Here is a 4,821-nt window from a genome sequence, read left to right on the forward strand (position 1 = left end):
GGTGGCGGGGGCGGGCCAGGGGGCGCGGCACGTGCGGGGCGACGCGGTGACGGGGGAGGGGCTCGAGGAGGCCGTGCGCGCCGCGGACGCGGTGGTCTACCTCGTGGCGCTGATCCGGGAGTGCGGGGGCCAGACCTTCCGGGGCACCGTCGTCGAAGGGGTGAAGAACACCGTCGCCGCCATGCGGCGGGCCGGGGTCCGGCGGCTGCTGCACATGTCGGCCTTGGGGGCGGCGCGGGGCACCGGCAGCCGCTACTTCGAGGCCAAGGCCGAGGCCGAGGAGTGGGTGCGGGGGTCGGGGCTGGAGTGGACCATCTTCCGCCCCAGCCTGATCTTCGGCGAGGGCGACGACTTTTTCGGCGGCGTGCTCAAGGGCCTGGTCACCGCCCCAGCCCCCTTCATCCCGCAGGTCGGCGACGGGCGCTTCCCCTTCCGCCCGGTGTGGGTGGGCGACGTGGCCGAGGCCTTCGCGCAGGCGCTCGAGAAGCCCGCCACCGCCGGCCAGGCCTACGACCTGGTGGGCCCGCAGGAGTACACCTTCCGCCAGCTTTTGCTGCTGATGAAGCAAAGCCTGGGCTCGCGCAAGCCGGTCCTTCCCATACCGCTGGCCCTCATGGACCTGGCGGTTCCGCTGCTCAACGCACTCCCCTTCACGCCCATCACCCTCGACCAGTACCGCATGCTCAAGGCCGGAAACACCGCCGACCCCGCCCCCATGCGGGCCGCGTTCGCCCTCGAGGAGCGCCGCCTCGAGGCCGAGCTGCCGGCCGTGCTCGGTACAAAACTTAGACACCCATCGGTCTCCTGAGCCGCGATGCCGTACAAATTGCGTCCGGACGGGCCTTACCGGTAGGTCAGTGGATAGCGTGGCCTACGGTTTATCCCCGTGCCTGCCGTATCCTCGGGCTGTGAAGCCTTCCGGTCGCCCCCCGCACGTCCTGCGCCTGTACACCCCCCGACCCCTCGAGCAGCTCGAGCTCGAAACCCTCACCGACCGGGAGCACGTCCACACCGTCTGGCGCCAGGTCGCCCCGCTGGTCCGCGCCGCCGACCCCCAGCGCTACCGCTCGGTCTGCCAGGCCCTCGACCTCCCCGACCTCCCCCTCAAGGTGCTCGCCCAGTACATCCTGCGCGAAAGCCGCCTCGCCCTAGCCAACCCCAAGCGACACCGGCAACGGATGGCGCAGTGAAGCGATCAGCCGTCAGCCGTCAGCAACGAACTAGTGGCTCGTGGGAACCCCTCCCCAACCCTCCCCGCCCGCGGGGAGGGTTTATCCCCCCTAACCCCCCTTGCTAAGGGGGGAACAAGGCGTCTTGCGTTTTGCGTCTTGCGTTTTGCGTCTTGCGTTTTGCGTCTTGCGTCTTGCGTTTTGCGTCTTGCGTCTTGCGTTTTGCGTCTTGCGTTTTGCGTACGACGTACGACGTAGGACGTACGACCCGCGTTAGGCGTTGGGCGTTCGGCTATCGGCTATCGGCGTTCAGCGCACCACCACCATAGCGCGACAGCTCACGGTCTCCCCCGCGCCTTTTCCGCATGCTGGAGCCTGCCAACTATGCCTGAACTGCCCGAAGTCGAGACCACCCGCCGCATCCTGGAACCCTACCTGCTGGGGCGCACGCTCGTGCGCCTCGAGCACGCCGACCCCGCGCGTTACCGGTGCACCGAGCTGGCCGAGGGGCGGGCGGTGCTGGGCACCCGGAGGCGGGGGAAGTACATCCTGATCGAGCTCGAGGGGGGGCTCGAGGCGGTCGTGCACCTGGGCATGACCGGGGGGTTCCGCTTCGCGCCCCACCCCCACACCCGGCTCACCGTGCACCTGGGCGACGCGGTGATCTACTACGTGGACCCCCGCCGCTTCGGCAAGTGGTGGGTGGTGGAGGCCGGGGACTACGGCGGCATCGAGCTCTTGCGGCGCATGGGCCCCGAGCCGCTCTCCGAGGAATTCGAGCTGGAAGGTTTCCAGCAGGCCTTGGCCCGCACGCCGCGCCGCGTCAAGGAGGTGCTGCTGGGGCAGGAGGCGGTGGCCGGAGTGGGCAACATCTACGCCGACGAGTCGCTCTGGATGAGCCGCATCCACCCCGAGCGCCCCGCCCGCGGCCTGCGGCCCGAGGAGGTCGAGCGGCTGTACCAGGCCATCCGCGAGGTGATGGGCCGGGCGGTGAGCGCCGGCGGCTCGACCCTCTCCGACGCCAGCTACCAGCAGCCCGACGGCAGGCCCGGCTACTTCCAGCTCGAGCACAACGCCTACGACCGCGCGGGCCTGCCCTGCAACACCCCCGGCTGCACGGGCCGCATCGCCAAGATCGTGGTGGGGGGCCGGGGCACGCACTTCTGCCCCGAGTGCCAGCGCCCCTGAGGCGCTATGCTGGCCTCATGACCGCGAAAGACCTGGAGTTCCTGCGGCAGGCCGTGGAGGTGGCCCGCCGGGCCCGCGCCAACGGCAACCACCCCTTCGGCGCCTTGCTGGTGGACGCCGAGGGCAAGGTGCTGCTCGAGGCCGAGAACACCGTGCAGACCGAGCGCGACTGCACGGGTCACGCCGAGCTCAACCTCATGCGCCTGGCCTCCCGCAGCTACGACCCCGGCTTCCTGGCGACCTGCACCCTCTACACCTCCACCGAGCCCTGCGCGATGTGCTCGGGGGCGATCTACTGGGGCAACGTGCGGCGGGTGGTGTACGCGCTGAGCGAGGCGCGGCTGCGCGAGCTCACCGGCGACGACCCCGCCAACCCCACCCTCGAGCTGCCCTGCCGCGAGGTCTTCGCCCGCGGGCAGCGCCCGGTGGAGGTGCTGGGGCCGGCGCTCGAGGACGAGGCGGCGCAGGTGCACGAGGGGTTCTGGCGGCAGTAGGGCTGGCGGAGGCTGTCGATGGTCGATGGTCGATAGCCGAACGCCCATAGGCGATAGCTACCTGCCCTCCGGCAAACGCACGCTGGAGCCGCTTAACCCTTGCTCAGGGGAAGCCGGACCTCGAGCACTGCCCCGCCTTCCGGCGCGTTGCGGGCCGTGATCTGGCCGCCGTGGGCCTCGACGAGGGCTTTGGCGATGGCGAGCCCCAGCCCTGAGCCCCCGGATTCGCGGGTGCGGGCCTTGTCGGCGCGGTAGAAGCGCTCGAAGACGTGGGGCAGGTGCTCGGGGGGGATGCCGGGGCCGGTGTCGCGCACGCGCAGCAGGCCCCAGGGGCCCCCCAAGGCGGTCTCGAGGCGCACCTCTCCCCCCTCGGGCGTGTGGCGCAGGGCGTTGTCGAGCAGGTTGTAGAGCACCTGGAGCAGCCGCTCGCGGTCGGCGGGGAGGGAAAGCTCGCTCCCCGCGAACTCCAGCCGCACGCCCCGGGCTTCGGCCCGCGTCCCGAAGGCGGCCAGGGCCTCGCGGGCCAGGGCGGCGAGCTCGAGGGGGGCGCGGTTGAGGCTCAGGCCGCCCGCGTCGGCCAGGGTCAGCAGGCGCAGGTCCTGCACCAGGTGGGTCAGCAGGTCCACCCCCTCGATCAGGCGGCCCAGGGTGTGGGGGGTGGGCTCCATCAGCCCAGCCTGCAGGACCTCGAGCTCGCCCCGCAGCACGGTGAGGGGGGTGCGCAGCTCGTGGGCGATGTCGGCCACCATGCGCTGCTTCTGGGCTTCCTCGGCGGCGAGCTGGTCCACGAGCTGGTTGAAGGAGGCGCTCAGCTCGGCGATCTCGTCGGAGCCCCGCACCCGCGCGCGGGCCTGGCGATCGCCGCGGGCGTAGCGGCGGGTCACGTCGGTGAGGTGGCGGATGGGGCTCACCGAGCGGTAAGCCAGGTAGCCCCCCGCCAGGAGGCCCACCAGCACCGCGAAGACGGCGGCCTGCACCTGCGAGTCGCGCAGCCGCTCGAGCAGCAATTCGCGGTCGCGCTGGGGCGGGGGGCCGAAGCGGCGCCCCGGTCCCGGCGTGCCGGCCGGGGGCATGACCTGTTCGCCGAACTGGTCGCGGAAGAAGCGCCGCACGTCGGTCTGGGCAGCGCGAAACGCCAGGAAAGCCCCGAAACCGGCGGCGAACAGCGCCACCAGCGCGAAGGACAAGAGCAGGCGGGCGGTGAGCTTCACGCGGGCTCTCCGGCCAGCCGGTAGCCCACCCCGCGCACGGTCTCGAGCAAACCGCCGCACTCGCCCAGCCGCGCCCGCAGGTTCTTGATGTGCGCGTCCACGGTGCGCTCGTCGGGGGCCTCCTCGCCGAAGAGGTCGAGCAGTTCCCCCCGGCTGAAGGCCTTGCCGGGGTGGGCCATGAAGGCCTGCAGCAGCCGGAACTGGGTGGCGGTGAGGGCGAGGGCCTGGCCGTGGCAGCGGGCCTGGAAGGCCTCGAGGTCGAGCTCGAGCCCGCCCACCCGGTAGCGCTGGGGGGCCCGGAGCTGGCCGTTGGCCCGGCGCAGCACGGCCTTGACCCGCGCCACCACCTCGCGGGCGCTGAAGGGCTTGGTCACGTAGTCGTCGGCGCCGAGCTCGAGGCCCAGCAGCCGGTCGATCTCCTCGACCCGCGCGGTGAGCACGATCACCGGGGTGGGGGCCTCGCGGCGGATGGCGCGCAGCACCTCGAGGCCGTCGGGCGGGGGGATCATCAGGTCGAGGAGCACCAGGTCGGGGCGGGCGGCCCGCCACAGCTCCAGCGCCCGCCGCCCGTCGGCGGCCCGCTCGGTACGGAAGCCTTCGGCCCGCAGGAAGCGCTCGAGCACCTCCGCGATGCGGGCCTCGTCCTCCACGATCAGGATGAGTCCACCGGTCACTAAGCCCATTCTAGGCTCCTCCAAAGCGGGGGCGACCCGCAGGCCGCCCCCGTCCCCTCGAGCTCGGCGCTTAGCGGCGCCCGCC

Annotated in this window: 6 protein-coding genes; 4 read left to right on the forward strand and 2 right to left on the reverse strand. The window is 72.0% G+C overall.

The annotated features are described in order from the left end of the window. The 4 genes from MEICH_RS23295 to MEICH_RS0102715 form a co-directional block, all read left to right on the forward strand. The coding region (locus MEICH_RS23295) for an NAD(P)H-binding protein (RefSeq protein ID WP_084542150.1) at nt 1–808 on the forward strand (808 nt) is incomplete at its 5' end. 100 nt (nt 809–908) lie between these two features. After that, a complete protein-coding gene (locus MEICH_RS0102705) occupies nt 909–1,190 on the forward strand; it encodes a hypothetical protein (RefSeq protein WP_027891334.1) in 282 nt (93 codons plus the stop codon). Nucleotides 1,191–1,553: 363 nt separating this feature from the next. After that, nucleotides 1,554–2,357: a DNA-formamidopyrimidine glycosylase gene (locus tag MEICH_RS0102710; protein ID WP_027891335.1), complete on the forward strand. Its 804-nt coding sequence runs from the start codon at nt 1,554–1,556 to the stop codon at nt 2,355–2,357. A gap of 17 nt (nt 2,358–2,374) precedes the next feature. Then, nucleotides 2,375–2,851, forward strand: coding sequence for a nucleoside deaminase (locus MEICH_RS0102715; RefSeq protein WP_027891336.1), 477 nt, complete (start codon nt 2,375–2,377; stop codon nt 2,849–2,851). 92 nt (nt 2,852–2,943) lie between these two features. Here the strand turns inward: MEICH_RS0102715 and MEICH_RS0102720 are convergent, their stop codons facing one another. Both MEICH_RS0102720 and MEICH_RS0102725 read right to left on the reverse strand, forming a co-directional pair. Beyond that, complete coding sequence (locus tag MEICH_RS0102720) at nt 2,944–4,062, reverse strand: sensor histidine kinase (protein ID WP_027891337.1); 1,119 nt, start codon at nt 4,060–4,062, stop codon at nt 2,944–2,946. Then, complete coding sequence (locus tag MEICH_RS0102725; protein WP_027891338.1) at nt 4,059–4,736, reverse strand: response regulator transcription factor; 678 nt, start codon at nt 4,734–4,736, stop codon at nt 4,059–4,061. Before MEICH_RS0102725 ends, MEICH_RS0102720 begins: the two co-directional genes overlap by 4 nt. Between the last annotated feature and the right edge of the window lie 85 nt (nt 4,737–4,821).

Origin of the sequence: Calidithermus chliarophilus DSM 9957, assembly GCF_000430045.1 — a bacterium.
Classification (GTDB): domain Bacteria; phylum Deinococcota; class Deinococci; order Deinococcales; family Thermaceae; genus Calidithermus; species Calidithermus chliarophilus.